At 67.3% G+C, this 13,015-nt stretch carries 8 protein-coding genes; 1 reads left to right on the top strand and 7 read right to left on the bottom strand.

The features are described 5' to 3' along the window. Nucleotides 1-146: 146 nt before the first annotated feature. The 6 genes from ACNI65_RS24835 to ACNI65_RS24810 all read right to left on the bottom strand — a co-directional run bounded on the left by ACNI65_RS24835 (nucleotide 147) and on the right by ACNI65_RS24810 (nucleotide 7,689). Nucleotides 147-422, bottom strand: a complete 276-nt coding sequence (locus tag ACNI65_RS24835; protein ID WP_416763701.1) for an endonuclease domain-containing protein — start codon at nucleotides 420-422, stop codon at nucleotides 147-149. A 376-nt stretch (nucleotides 423-798) separates the two neighbouring features. After that, nucleotides 799-1,611: a LytR/AlgR family response regulator transcription factor gene (locus ACNI65_RS24830; protein ID WP_416760152.1), complete on the bottom strand. Its 813-nt coding sequence runs from the start codon at nucleotides 1,609-1,611 to the stop codon at nucleotides 799-801. A 30-nt stretch (nucleotides 1,612-1,641) separates the two neighbouring features. Beyond that, on the bottom strand, nucleotides 1,642-2,838 hold the full coding sequence (locus tag ACNI65_RS24825; RefSeq protein WP_416760150.1) for a sensor histidine kinase: 1,197 nt from the start codon (nucleotides 2,836-2,838) through the stop codon (nucleotides 1,642-1,644). Nucleotides 2,839-2,925: 87 nt separating this feature from the next. Next, entirely contained in the window at nucleotides 2,926-3,681 is a 756-nt protein-coding gene (locus ACNI65_RS24820; protein ID WP_416760148.1) for a class II glutamine amidotransferase, read from the bottom strand. Nucleotides 3,682-3,732: 51 nt separating this feature from the next. Beyond that, a complete protein-coding gene (locus ACNI65_RS24815) occupies nucleotides 3,733-4,959 on the bottom strand; it encodes an NAD(P)/FAD-dependent oxidoreductase (RefSeq protein WP_416760146.1) in 1,227 nt (408 codons plus the stop codon). Between the two features lie 99 nt (nucleotides 4,960-5,058). After that, nucleotides 5,059-7,689: a TonB-dependent receptor gene (locus ACNI65_RS24810; protein WP_416760145.1), complete on the bottom strand. Its 2,631-nt coding sequence runs from the start codon at nucleotides 7,687-7,689 to the stop codon at nucleotides 5,059-5,061. Nucleotides 7,690-8,365: 676 nt separating this feature from the next. Between ACNI65_RS24810 and ACNI65_RS24805 the strand changes: the two genes are divergently transcribed. After that, nucleotides 8,366-11,257 carry a TonB-dependent receptor plug domain-containing protein gene (locus tag ACNI65_RS24805; protein ID WP_416760143.1) on the top strand — a complete coding sequence of 964 codons (2,892 nt, stop codon included), beginning with the start codon at nucleotides 8,366-8,368 and terminating at the stop codon, nucleotides 11,255-11,257. A gap of 129 nt (nucleotides 11,258-11,386) precedes the next feature. On the opposite strand, the gene ACNI65_RS24800 is transcribed toward ACNI65_RS24805, so the two are convergent. Then, complete coding sequence (locus ACNI65_RS24800; RefSeq protein WP_416760141.1) at nucleotides 11,387-12,970, bottom strand: M48 family metalloprotease; 1,584 nt, start codon at nucleotides 12,968-12,970, stop codon at nucleotides 11,387-11,389. Between the last annotated feature and the right edge of the window lie 45 nt (nucleotides 12,971-13,015).

The raw sequence follows: 13,015 nt of genomic DNA, 5'->3' as shown, positions 1-13,015 counted from the left end.
CCGCGGGCGAGGGGCTTTCTGGCTGGCTCCGCAGAGCGGTGACATTGGTTTCCCGTCTAGCTCGGAAGAACGGCAACATTGGCCCCCTCGCCCGCGAAGCGGGAGAGGGCGGGGGGTGAGGGCTCTTCGAAGGGCATCCTGCCCTCTCACGCACGCCGCTGTTCCAACCAGTGCAGGATGGCCGTCAGCACCGCCTCGGTCTCAAGCAGCGCCTCTCGATCGGTGAAGCGCATCACGTGGAAGCCATGCGTGTTCATCGCAGCCGTGCGTCGATCGTCAGCGGTCGCGCCTTCCGCGAAGAAGTGCTGGCCGCCATCCAACTCGACGATGAGATTCGCTTCAATGCAAGCGAAGTCAGCGACATGCCCAGCAATCGGATGCTGGCGTCGAAACTTGTAGCCTAGAAGTCGTCGATCGCGCAGGCGAGTCCATAGCGCCCGTTCCGCGTCAGTGCCAGCGTGTCAAAGCTCTCGGACGGCGTCTTTTGCTCGAGGACCCTTGGATCGAACCATGTGTCTGGGAGAGGAGTCGGGACATGCGCAGAGCCCTCACCCCCACCCCTCTCCCGCTGCGCGGGCGAGGGGCTCCAAGCGCCGCCGCATTGGCAGCGTTGAGCGCCCTGTCCGGCCTCTTGTGCCCTTCGACCACGTCGCGGTTCAAGCTCACCAGCTTGACCCATCAGCTCATCAGCTCATCAGCTCATCAGCTCATCAGCTCATCAGCTTCATCGGCGCCAATAGCCCCTCGCCCGCGAAGCGGGAGAGGGGTTGGGGTGAGGGCTCGCGAAAGTACCTCGGCTCACTGCCCCTTGAACAGCCCCTGGAACTGGCGCGACACGGGCAGCTTCTCCTCGCTGCCCTTGAGCGAGAGCTGCATCGTGTTCTCGTCCACGCGCGTCGCGCTCGTGATGAAGCGGCTGTTCACCAGCACCGAGCGGTGCACCTGCCAGAACACGTCCGGATCCAGGTCCGACAGCAGTTCCTTGAGCGCCGTGCGGATCCACGCCTCGCCGTCCCGATGCACCACCCGCGTGTAGCGGCTGTCGCTCTGGAAGAACAGCACGTCCTCCGGCGCGATCAGCTGGATCTCGCGCCCCTGGCTGGCCTGGATCGGCCGCATCGCCGGTCGCTGGGCCGGCAGCAGCTGGCGCAGCAGGTCCAGCGTCGCCGCGGACATCGCCGGCGGCACCAACGCATCGGATTCCCCCGCCTCACCCATGTCCCCCGCGCCGTTCGCCGCCTGGCGCTGCCTCAGCCGCTGCAGGCATTGCTCGAGCCGGACATCCTCGACCGGCTTCATCACGTAATCGACCGCGCCGGCCTCGAACGCCGACAACGCGTGATCGCCATACGCGGTCACGAACACCACCTGCGGCGGCTCGGCCAGCTGCGCCAGCCGCTGCGCGACCTCCAGCCCCGACATGCCCGGCATGCGGATGTCCAGGAAGCACAGCTGCGGCTCGTGCTCCAGGCAGTCGTCCCACGCGTCGCAGCCATTGACGCTCGCCGCCACGATCTCCAGCTCCGGCGCCAGCCGGGCCAGCGCCGCGCGCAGTTGCTCGCGCGGCCCTTCCTCGTCGTCCGCGATCAACGTGCGGATCTTCATCGTCATGGGTCTCTCCCTCGTTGGTCTTCTGAATGCTCAGGCCGATGCCGATGCAGCCGATGCCGGCACCTCGCGCGGCACCTCGATCCAGGCCAGGCAACCCGGGCCGGGCTCGGGCGCCGGATCCAAGCCCAAGCGGGCGCGTTGACCGAACTGCGCCTGCAGCCGCTCCCGCGTGTTGGCCAGCCCCAGCCCATCACAGGCGCCGGGCATCAGCCCCTGGCCGCCGTCCTGCACCTCCAGCCGCAAGCGATCCGCCACCGCCTGCACCCGCACCGCGATGTGCCCGCCGCGCAGGCTGGGCTCGATGCCATGCGTGATCGCGTTTTCCGCCAGCGTCAGCAGCGTGCCCGGCGGCAGGCTCGCGCCGACGATCGCGCGCTGCGCGTCGTCATCCATCTCCAGCGACCAGCTCAGGCGCTGGCCCAGTCTGGCCTGCATGATGTCCAGGTAGCTGCGCACGATCTGCAGTTCCTGATCCACCGGCAGCCGGTCCTGCTCGAACATCGGCAGCGTCGCGCGCAGGTAGCGGGTCAGCGAGCGCAGCATCGGCCCGGCCCGGTCGTCGCGCGTGTCCACCCAGTGCTGCAGCGAGGCCAGCGTGTTGAACAGGAAGTGCGGCTGGATCTGTGCCGTGGCCAGGCGCTGCGCCATCGCCACGCGTTCATCTTGCGCGTCCAGCTCGGACAGCCGCGCGCTGAGCTGCTGCGTGCGGTACAGCGTCAGGAACCACCATGACGACACGATCAGCGTCATGCCGCCCGCCACGTAGGGCATCAGGTCCCGGGCCTGCTCGCGCAGCCCCAGCTTCACCATCACCAGCGTGATCAGCACCATCAGCACGCTGAGCGCCACCGTCGCCACGTTGAACCGCGTGCGGTTGGGCTGGCGCCAGAGCCAGCGCGCCACGCTCAGGCCCAGCGAGGCCAGGGCCAGCCCGCCGATCAGGATCACATGCGCGTAATGGCGCGGCAGCATCGTGTAGAACACCAGCCCCAGCACCAGCACGTTGCTCATCACGTAGCAGTCGATGGCGGTGGACCAGGTCTTCAGTCCGGAGCGCTCGATCTCGGCCTCGCTGAAGACACGGCGCGGCCCCGGGAACAGCCACTGCGTCCAGTCGACGGGGACAGTGCCGGCGGCCGGTTTGGCGTCTTCGGAAGGCTCGAGAGCCGCCGGGGCCGCGGCGCGGGCGGCGGCTTCGGCGGGGACGGGGGCGCTGGGCGTGCTCATGGGGCGGAGTCTAGGCGAGCGGCCCGGACGCACCCGCCGGATGCGGCGAATGGCGGCTGGCGGGGACGATTGGCGTGGAAATCCGCGTCAGCAGAGCGGTTCGCCGCCCACGAAGACCTTCAAGGTGCCCGGTTCGATCGGCACCCAGGCCTCGTCGCGCGTCAGCGGCTCGGTCGCCACGATGGCGATCCGGTCGTCCGCCGTCGTCTTGCTGGACAGATCGATCGTCAGGTCCTCGTCCTGCAGCGTCACCGGGCCGAACGGCGGCTGGCGCAGCAGGTAATGCAGCTTGGTCGAGCCGTGCGCCCACAGCGCCTGTCCATTGGACAGCAGCATGTTGAAGGTGCCGTGCCGGTTGAGCTGCGGCAGCAGCTCGCGCAGCGTGTGGTTCAGCTCCTCGATCGCCGGCATGTCGGCATGCGCCTTGGCCAGTTCCTGCATCAGCCAGCAGAAGGCCTGCTCGCTGTCCGTCTGCCCCACCGGCTTGAACGCCGCGTGCAGCCGCGGCGCGAAGCCCTTCAGGTCGCCGTTGTGGGCGAAGACCCAGTAACGCCCCCAGAGCTCCCGCACGAAGGGGTGGGTGTTCTCCAGCGACACCACCCCTTGGGTGGCCTTGCGGATGTGGGCGATGACGACGTCGCTGCGGATCGGATAGGTCTTCACCAGCTCCGCCAGCGGCGACACCCGCGCGCTGTGGTGGTCGACGAAGTGGCGCAGCCCGCGGCCCTCGAAGAAGGCAATGCCGAAGCCGTCCTTGTGTTCGTGCGCCCGCGTCGCCAGGCCCGCGAAGCTGAACATCACATCGGTGGGGCGGCGGGCGTTCATGCCCATCAGCTGGCACATCGCGGTCTCTCCAGGATCAGGCGGCGGTCGTTCGGGCCATCGGGCGCGCGCTCACTCGAGGAACAGGCGGCTCAGGCCCTTCAGGCTCACCAGGTTGCCGGGGTTGCTGGTCTCGTTGAGCACGCCGCTCATGCGCTGCAGCAGCCGCGGGCTCTTCTTCGCGCGCCAGATCAGCAGATCGGCCAGCCACGGGAAGCGGTTCACGCGATTGCCGCGCTCGTACAGGTCGTACTTGGGCTGCAGCGCGCGCAGGCCCTGCTCGTACTGCGCGCGCGCCTTCGCGTCGTCGCCGCCGTGCGCCAGGATGGCCTCCGCCGCCAGCAGCCCGGTCTCCATCGCCTTGCCGATGCCCTCGCCGGTGAAGGAGTAGGTCGCGCCCGCGGCCTCGCCCGTGACGATCAGCCCCGGGCGGCTCCAGCGCGCGCCCTTGAGCGTGCAGCGCAGCGGCGCGCCCTTGAGCTCACCGATCAGTTCGCCCTCGGTCATCAGGCGCTTGGCGGGCGGGTAGTGCTCGACGAAGGCGTCGAAGATGGCGCGCAGGTTGACGTCCTTCTTCTGGCCCTTGCCGGCCAGGTCCTGGTGGCTGTCGGTGACGCCCACGCCGATGTTGAAGCTGCCGTCCGGCGCCGGGAAGATCCAGCCATACCCCGGCTGCACCGCCTTGCACCAGACCACCTCCAGCGCCTTGATCTCGCCCACCAGCGCGGGCGCGCGCACGTAGCCGCGCAGCGCCACGCCGCTCGGCGTGTGGCGCTCGCACATGCCGGCGGCCGTCAGCGCCTTGGGCACCGCGCCTGTGGCCAGGATCACCCAGTCGGCGCTGATCTCGCGCGACTCGCCGTCGATGCTGAACCGCGCGCCGCGCACGCGGCCTTGCGCGTCCTCGAGCGGCGCCTCGAAGCGCGCCGGCGCCAGGAATCGCGCGCCGGCTTCCTGGGCGCCGAGGTTCAGGACCTCGTCGAGCTGCTTGCGCGGGAGCACCGCCAGGTGGCCGGGCACGTCGATGCGGCCGCCGCGCGGCCCCACGCAGCCCACATGCGCCGAACGCTGGGCCTTGGCCATCACGCGGTCCAGCAGCCCCAGGCGGTCCAGCGCCTTGTGCGCGTCGGGAATCAGGCCGTCGCCGCAGACCTTGTCGCGGCCCAGCGGGTGCTGGTCGGCGAGCACCACGTCCAGCCCGGCCTTGGCCAGCCAGCGCGCCGCGGCACTGCCGGCGGGACCCGCGCCGATGATGAGGACCTGGCAATGGGTGGGCACGGCGCGCAGCGGTTCGGACATACGGGGCTCAGAGCGGTTCAGACAACGTGACAGGGACGTCGACAAAGAAAAAGGGCCCCCGAAGGGGCCCTTGGATTGTGCTCGGAAATTCGAGACGGATCAGAAGTCGTACGAGCCGCGGACGTAGAAGGTACGGCCAGCCGCGTCGGTGTAACGCGGGTCGTAGCCGGCCTGGAAGACGGCCTGCTGGTACGACAGCGGGGGATCACGGTCGAACAGGTTGCGCACGCCAGCGGTCAGCGACAGGCTCTTGATCGGCTTGTAGGCGCCGAACAGGTCGAAGGTCGTGTACGACGCGACGCGGTTGGCGGCGCCTTCGTCCGTCGACGGATCATCCGCGTAGCCGGTCTTGTAATGGGCGGTCAGGCCCACCGTGTACTTGTTCGCGTAGCTCCAGACGGCGCTGACCGTGTGCTGCCAGCGGAAGACCGGGCCCGCGCCGGCGTACACCGACACGTTCTGGTTCCACGGACCGTTCTGGTATTCCTGGAACTCGTACTTGGTGACGTACGTGCTGTTCAGGCTGAAGTTGACGTTGCCGTACGAGGTGCGCAGGCGGTAGTTGCCGTTCAGGTCGAAGCCGTTGGTGTTGGTGCCACCCAGGTTCTGCTGACGCACGTCGATGTAGCCGCAATCCGCGCCCGGGCAGGCGGTGCCGTCCGTGGACAGCTGGCCGGCCGGGTTGCGGTGGAAGTACTGACCGAACTGGCCGTAGTTGGCCGGGTCGTACAGCGAGGCATCACCGATCACGCCGATCAGGTTCTTCAGGCGCAGCCACCAGAAGTCGATGCCGAAGCTGGCATCGGCGATCGGGGCGAACTGGAAGCCCAGCGTGGCGCTCTTGCTCTTCTCAGGCTGCAGCTGCGTGTTGCCGCCGTTCAGGACCTGGAACTGCGTCTTGCACAGCAGCGGGCTGCCGGTGCCGGTCGGGCACAGCTGCGGGTCGCTGACGGTGCTCGAGTTGGTGAAGGTCTGCGCGGCGTTCAGCTCATACAGCGACGGGGCACGGAAGCCGGTCGAGTACGAACCACGCACCAGGACTTCCTTCGTCGGCTGGTAACGGAAGCTGAACTTGGGGTTGGTCGTGTTGCCGAAGTCGTTGTACTTGTCGTAGCGGACGGCGGCGGTCAGGTCCAGGTCCTTCAGCACCGGCACGTTCAGCTCGCCGTAGAAGGCGTAGACCTTGCGGTCGCCACGGCTGTTGGTGTTCGGGTCGACGCCGGTGGAGGCCACGACGATCTCGGCGTAGTCGGTGTTGGCGACCTGCGAGAACTTCTCCTTGCGGAACTCGGTGCCCACGGCGATGGCGGCGGCGCGGCCGGCGCCGAACCAGTCACCGACTTCACGGCTGGCGTGCGCGTCGATGTTCCAGGTCTCGCCCTTGCCGGTCATCAGCGTGCCCGCGGCCGCGGCGCTCTGCGCCAGGGCCAGGCCGGCAGCGGTCTGCTCGCCGAACGGGTTGATGATGCCGTCGGCCACGCCCTTGGTGATGATGTTGCCGTCGGCATAGCCGTGCGTCAGCTTCTCGGTGACCTTGTTGACGTTGTAGCTCGCGCCGACCGAGTAATCCCAGTTGCGCACGGTGCCGTCAGCGGTCAGCAGGAAACGCTGCTGCGTGTTGACGTTCTCGTCACGGCGGGGGCCGTTGACGGTGTCGCGCCAGCGCACGGTGATGTCCTGGCCGCCCAGGGCCGGGTTGTTCGGGTAGTACGGGTTGGTCGAGCTCATCGACAGCGCGCCGTACGGCACCGGAGCGATCTGCGTGCGGACTTCGCTGCGGGTCACGAAGTATTCAGCGCCGATCTGGTGATCGTTGTTGAGCTTCAGGGTGCCCTTGATCATGCCCGACGCGCGTTCGCTCTCGGGGATGTAGTCCACGTACGGCGAGGTCGTGATGTAGCACGAGGTGTTGTCGCCGGCGGGCAGCAGGTTGTTGCCCGAGCAGGCCGGACCGGCCGGGTTGTAGACCGTGACCGTGTCAGCGGCGGTCTTGGGCGGGACGTAGTAGTTGGCCGGGAAGGTGCTGGCCGACAGACCGCCGGGGTAACGGCGGTTGAAGTCGCGCTGGTTGCCGTTGATCGAGTCCTGCTTCTGCAGGTCGACGAAACCGAAGACGTTGAAGCCTTCCTTGTCCAGGTCGCCGTAACCGAAGCCGGCGTTGGCGTTGCGGGTCTTGCCGCCGGCGTGCTGCGGCGAGTCGAAGCCCAGGCTCACCGAGCCGCCGGTGTAATCCTTGCGGGTGATGAAGTTGATCACGCCGCCGATCGCGTCCGTGCCGTACAGCGACGAGGCGCCGTCACGCAGGACCTCGATGCGCTCGATGGCGGCGATCGGGATCATGTTCAGGTCGGGCGCCGAGCCGTCGAAGGCGTTGTTGGCGATGCGACGGCCGTTCAGCAGGACCAGGGTCTTGTTGGCGCCGATGCCGCGCAGGTCCGCGAAGGACGCGCCGCCGGTGGACGAGCCCACGGCCTGGCTGGTGCCCAGGCTCGACTGGCTGGCCGTCAGCTGGCCCAGGATCTGTTCGACGGTCGTGAGGCCCTGCTCGCGCAGGTCGCTCATCTTGACGGTGGTGACCGGCACCGACGACTCGGCGTCCAGTCGCTTGATCGCCGAACCCGTCACGACGACGCGCTCGAGCTGGGTTTCTTGTTCCTGTGCCAGCGTCTGGAAGGACGCGGCCGCGAGGGTGGCGGCGACTGCCAGGCTCACCGCGTTCAGCTTGTACATCTGCAACTCCTAAGCGTTAACAGCGCGGGTAGCGCCGTGGCGGCGCGATGGCGCCGCGATCCGTCCACCGTTCACGTCTGTCGTGAGGGTGTCGCCGGGGCAGTGTGCAGAGGTGCGTGTTTCCCGATGTTGCTCCCGTGCGCAATGCGGGTCGTTTCCCGTTTAAGCAGGGTTAACCCGATGCGACAGGCGAATGACAGTGGTAGCAGGGCAACGGAAGCGCACCGGGAAGGTGCGACGGCAAATTCGACTCCTGGGTACCCCTTGAAGGCAGGGGCGAAATGCGGACGCGGCTCCGGGGAAACCCGGACCCTCATTCACATTACCGCCACATCCATGTTGCTTGTGACCAACGACACCCGGGTGTCGTCGGTCATCCCAGGCCGGAAAAACATCTTTACAAAGCAACAATGCTTCAAGTTGGTGCGGACAAAATATTTAATCAAATCAACACGTTAACGATTTTCCTCTGGCGCAGGCGAACACAAAACGTATCTTTACGGGCTTCCAACAGCGGGACGCATTAGGCGCTTACCCGAAGGATTCGGGCGGAGGTGGCTCCCCACAATCGGTCCGCTCAAGTCGCCGACGCGGCCGTGGGACCTATCCGACCTGGAGGGGCCGCAGCCGAGCCAGCGGAGAGGTCTACAAGCCCCACGCATCCTTCGGAGAAGTCATGCACCATCGTTCCAAGATTGCCCTCGCGGCAACCCTCGCGCTCGGCAGCCTGGCCGGCGAAGCCGCCCTGGCGCAGCAAGCGCAACCCACGCAGATCGAACGCGTGGAGATCACCGGTACCCGCATCCGCCAAGTCGATGCCGAGACCGCCCAGCCCGTCCTGAAGGTGACGGCTGAGGACATCCAGAAGAGCGGCCTGACGACCGTCGGCGACATCGTGAACGCGCTGGCCTCGGCCGGTTCGCCCGACTTCTCCAAGGGCGCCGTGCTGACCTCCAACCGCGAGCAGGGCGGCCAGTACATCAACCTGCGCAACCTGGGTTCGCTGCGTCTGCTGGTGCTGGTCAACGGCAAGCGCTGGACGCAGACCGTGGGCGGCTACTCCGACGTGTCGACCATCCCCGCCTCGATGATCGAGCGCGTGGAAGTGCTGAAGGACGGCGCCTCGTCGATCTACGGCTCTGACGCCATCGCCGGCGTGGTCAACTTCATCCTGAAGAAGAGCATGACGGGCGCCAACGCCAGCGTCTATTACGGTGAGAACTCGAAGGGCGACGGCAAGACCGAAGCCGGTTCGTTCACCGTCGGCGCGGGCGACGACAAGGCCTCCATCATGGTGGGCTTCAACTACAACAAGCAAGGCACCGTCTGGGCCAAGGATCGTCCGGAAACCGCGACGACCTACGGTCCGGAAGCGCCGACCGCCAGCCTGGGCCTGGGCCCCTGGGGCCGTTACCGCGTGCTGAACGCCGCGGGCGCCCCGACGGGCAGCACGTTCGTGCTGAACCACACCGGCTCCTACATGGGCGACGGCACGGGCACGGATTCGCGCAACCCCGCGAACTACCACGTCGGTGCCACCACGGCCGACAACTTCAACTCGACCAGCCAGATGATGTTCACGTCGCCGACGGAACAGAAGTCGATCTTCACCAAGGCTGGTATCGATCTGTCGGACGCCGTGCGTTTCAACACCACGGCGATGTACTCGGACCGCTCGTCGACCCGTCAGGTCGCCGGCTATCCGCTGCAGTCGACGACGCAGGCGTCGTACCCGGTCTACATCGACAAGGACAGCTACTACAACCCGCTGGGTTCGTCGGTGGTTGGCGCCGGCAACGGTCAGAACCTGTTCTTCCAGCGCCGCACGATCGAAGTGCCGCGCGTGACGTCGAGCAACAACAAGACCTACCACATGGACGGTAGTCTTGAAGGCGACGTGACCATCCTGGGCAAGGCCTGGAATTGGAACGTCGGCTACAACTACAACAAGACCGGCGGCACCTTCCTGAGCACGGGCAACATCAACCTGCTCAACCTGAAGAAGGCCCTGGGCCCGTCGTTCAAGAACGCCAACGGCGTCGTGCAGTGCGGCACCGCCGCCGCGCCGATCGCGCTGGTCGATTGCACCCCGTTCGACATCCTGGGCGGCCCGTCGGCTTCCACGGCTGACGCGCTGAACTACATCATGTCGACCGGCCAAGGCACGTTCGGCTCGGTGGTCAAGAGCGCCACCGCCGACTTCGGCGGCGAGCTGTTCAACCTGCCGGCCGGCGCCGTCGGCCTGGCGGGCGGCTTCGAGCACCGCAAGGTCTCGGGCTACGACCGTCCCGGACAGTTCGAGCAATCGGGCTACTCCACCGACCTGGCCGCCAAGTCCACGTCCGGCAAGTACTCGGTCAAGGAAGCCTACGTCGAACTGAACGTTCCGCTGCTGAAGAACCTGCCGGCCATCGAGCTGCTGAGCATCAACCTGGCTTCGCGCTACTCGGACTACAGCAACTTCGGCGACACGACGAACAGCAAGTTCAGCTTCATGTGGAAGCCGGTGCGTGACCTGCTGGCCCGCGGCACGATCGCCGAAGGCTTCCGCGCACCGACGCTGTCTGACACCTTCGGTGGTGGCAGCCAGACCTTCGACACGATCCTGGACCCCTGCGACACCGTCTACGGCGCCGCCAAGGACGCGTCCGCGACGGCCATCCGCGCTCGCTGCGCGGCAGCCGGTGCCGGCGGCAACTTCCGCCAGCTGAACCAGAGCGGCTCGCCGATCACCGCGACCGGTGGCGCGCAAGGTCTGTCGGCCTTCCAGAGCGGCGCTGGCAACAGCGCGCTGATGCCGGAAACCTCGCTGTCGAAGACCGCCGGCCTGGTGTACAGCCCGTCGTTCGTCAATGGCCTGACCCTGACGCTGGACTGGTATGACGTCCGCATCAAGGACCGCATCACCGCCGTGTCGGCCAACTACATCCTGGGCCAGTGCTACACGCAAGGCGTGCAGAGCTTCTGCTCGTCGCTCAAGCGTGATCCGTCCACCGGTCAGCTGACCAACCTGGCTCGCGGCAACGCGAACCTGGGCCAGCTGCAAGTGTCGGGCTGGGACTTCGGTGTGGCCTATCGTCTGCCCAAGACCTCGTTCGGTCAGTTCAGCGTGAAGTCTGACTTCAGCTACACCGACAAGTACAAGATCAAGAGCACGAACGACGCCACCTCGCGTTGGATCGACTACGGCGACGAGTACCCGGTGTACCCGGTCAAGGGCAACGTGCAAGTCGACTGGAGCATGGCTCAGTGGTCGGCCACCTGGACGGCTCGCTACTACGGCGCGACCAAGAGCACCTGCGGCGCGACGGACAACCAGTGCAACCGTCCTGACGGCTACTTCCAGGGCACCGAAGGTGCTGGCTACAACCGCCTGGGCACGCAGATCTTCCACGACATCAGCGTCGGCCTGAAGACGCCTTGGAAGGGCCAGCTGCTGGTCGGTATCAACAACGCGTTCAAGAAGAAGCCGCGCTTCAATGGCGATGCCGACGCGAGCGCCTCGCTGGTGGATCCGGATCTGCCGATCGACCGCTTCTTCTGGGTCCGCTACAACCAGTCGTTCTGATCTCCTGATCAACGCCTGACACGAAAGCCCCGCGCAAGCGGGGCTTTCTTCATTGGGCGCCGCATTCAGGCGGACATGAAAAAGCGCGCCGAGGCGCGCTTCTTCATGAGCTCAAGGAACCTGATCCGCTCAGGGTTCCGCGCCCGGAGGCACGCCGCGCGGGTACATCTCGGCGAGCATCTGGCGCTGCTCGTAGACCAGCGCGCGCAGGCGCGCGTCGATGACGGAGGCCTCGATCTGATCCGAATCCCGCGCGCGCGACTGACGCAGCGCGGAGCGCAGCCGGTCGATCGCGCCGTTGATGTCGCCGAGCGCGGCACGGGACTCGCCTTGCGCGCGCACCGAGCGCAGCGGCTGGCCCAGCTGCTGCCACAGCGTCGAGATCTCCTGCCAGCCCAGCGCGTCGTGGCCGTGCAGGCTCAGGTAGGTCTGCAGCGATTCGGCCGCCTCGCGCTTCACCTCGGGCCGCGGATCGGCCTGCGCGAGGTCCGCGCGCAGCATCAGCATCGGCCGCGAGCGCTCATTCTTCAGCGGCTCCAGCGCCGCGAAACCCGCGGCCGAATTGCCGCGCGCCAGTTCCAGCTCCGCATGCGCGTAGACCAGCAGCCGTTTGGCGCCGGCGTCCGCGCCCAGCAGCCCGGCAAGCGCGTCGGCGGTCTTGAGCGTGGCCTCGGCGCGCGCGAAGTCGCGCAGCTTGATCGAGGCCAACGCGCTCGTGTAGCGCGCCGCGAGTTGATCGATGTTCTTCTCGCCCTGGCGCGATCCCGCGTCCAGGCCCTGCAGCACCCGCCACGGGTCGGTGCGCTGATCCATCAGCACACGCGCGCGAGCGGCCATCAGCGCGTGCTCGGACGTCCCCACGAGCTTGGTGTCGCCGGACGTGCCCAGCCGCGCGCGGGCTTCGCCGATGCGCTCGCTGGTCAGCGGGTGGCTGCGCAGATACGGGTAGGCGCCCGAATCCATCAGGTGATAGGCCTGTTCCATGCGCTGGAACATGCTGGCCATGCCCGCGGGCTGGTAGCCCGCCTGCGTCATGACCTGGAAACCGACCCGGTCGGCCTCGCGCTCCATGTCGCGGGAGAAATTCAGCTGCGCCTGCGCGGCCGCGGCCTGGCTGGTGACGATGGCCGCCTGCGCGCCGTCGACGCTGCGGCTCTTGGCCGCGGCCAGGATGCCCAGCAGCAGGCCGGCGGTGGCGAGCAGGCTGGTGCGGGCGTCGCCGACGATGCTGCGCGCGATGTGGCGCTGGGTCACGTGCGAGAGCTCATGGCCCAGCACCGAGGCCATCTCGTCTCGGGCGCCGGTCATGGCGATCAGGCCCAGGTGCAGGCCGACGTAACCGCCGGGCAGCGCGAAGGCGTTGACCGACTTGTCGCGCACGAGGAAGAGCTCCCAGGCGAAGCGATCGCTGGTGTCGTCGCTGATGTTGCCCAGGCGGCGCGCGGCGTCGACGAGCGGCTGCCAGGTGTTCTGCGCGTACTCGAGCAGCAGCGGGTCGTCGAGGTAGTCGGGGTCGATGCGGATCTGGCGCATGACCTGGTCACCGAGCTTCTTCTCGGCGCCGATGCTGACGTCGGCGGACACCGAGTCGCCCAGCGCCGGCAGGTTCACCTGCGCGTAGGCGCCCACGAAGGCGCCCTGGCCGAGCAGCGCCACGCTGACCAGCGCCGCGACGCAGCGTTTGCGGAAGGGGATGGGTTGCGGTCGGTTCAAGGGATCTCCAGGGACCAGAACTATGATGCCGGCTCTACGGTTTCG

The sequence above is a fragment of the Roseateles sp. So40a genome (genome assembly GCF_048081605.1).
In the GTDB taxonomy this organism is placed as follows: domain Bacteria; phylum Pseudomonadota; class Gammaproteobacteria; order Burkholderiales; family Burkholderiaceae_C; genus Roseateles.
Note: the sequence above shows the minus strand (reverse complement) of the source record. Positions and strands in the feature narration are given on the sequence as shown.

Coding starts and splice junctions, on each gene's coding strand:
- ACNI65_RS24810 (WP_416760145.1), bottom strand. CDS start 7,689: ATGTACAAGCTGAACGCGGTGAGCCTGGCAGTCGCCGCCACCCTCGCG.
- ACNI65_RS24815 (WP_416760146.1), bottom strand. CDS start 4,959: ATGTCCGAACCGCTGCGCGCCGTGCCCACCCATTGCCAGGTCCTCATC.
- ACNI65_RS24805 (WP_416760143.1), top strand. CDS start 8,366: ATGCACCATCGTTCCAAGATTGCCCTCGCGGCAACCCTCGCGCTCGGC.
- ACNI65_RS24820 (WP_416760148.1), bottom strand. CDS start 3,681: ATGTGCCAGCTGATGGGCATGAACGCCCGCCGCCCCACCGATGTGATG.
- ACNI65_RS24825 (WP_416760150.1), bottom strand. CDS start 2,838: ATGAGCACGCCCAGCGCCCCCGTCCCCGCCGAAGCCGCCGCCCGCGCC.
- ACNI65_RS24830 (WP_416760152.1), bottom strand. CDS start 1,611: ATGACGATGAAGATCCGCACGTTGATCGCGGACGACGAGGAAGGGCCG.